The sequence below is a fragment of the Corynebacterium sp. MSK035 genome (assembly GCF_030232615.1).
GTDB lineage: Bacteria > Actinomycetota > Actinomycetes > Mycobacteriales > Mycobacteriaceae > Corynebacterium > Corynebacterium jeikeium_D.
The window spans coordinates 1-320 of the sequence record NZ_JASPJP010000051.1 but is presented as its reverse complement, the minus strand read 5'-3'; the positions used below and the strand labels follow the sequence as shown (position 1 = coordinate 320).

Genomic DNA, 320 nt, shown 5'->3' with positions numbered 1-320 from the left:
GGGGCCTTAGCCGGCGATCTGGGCTGTTTCCCTCTCGACTACGAAGCTTATCCCCCGCAGTCTCACTGCCGTGCTCTCACCTCACCGGCATTCGGAGTTTGGCTGATGTCGCTAAGATGATAGTCCCGCTAAACCAACCAGTAGCTCTACCTCCAGGAGGAAACACACGACGCTGCACCTAAATGCATTTCGGGGAGAACCAGCTATCACGGAGTTTGATTGGCCTTTCACCCCTACCCACAACTCATCCCCTCAGTTTTCAACCTAAGTGGGTTCGCGCCTCCACAGAGTCTTACCTCTGCTTCACACTGGCCATGGGT

1 rRNA gene is annotated in these 320 nt (G+C 55.3%); it reads right to left on the bottom strand.

Going from position 1 to position 320, the window contains the following annotated elements:
• Window positions 1-320, bottom strand: a 23S ribosomal RNA gene (locus QP978_RS10790); the annotation flags it as partial.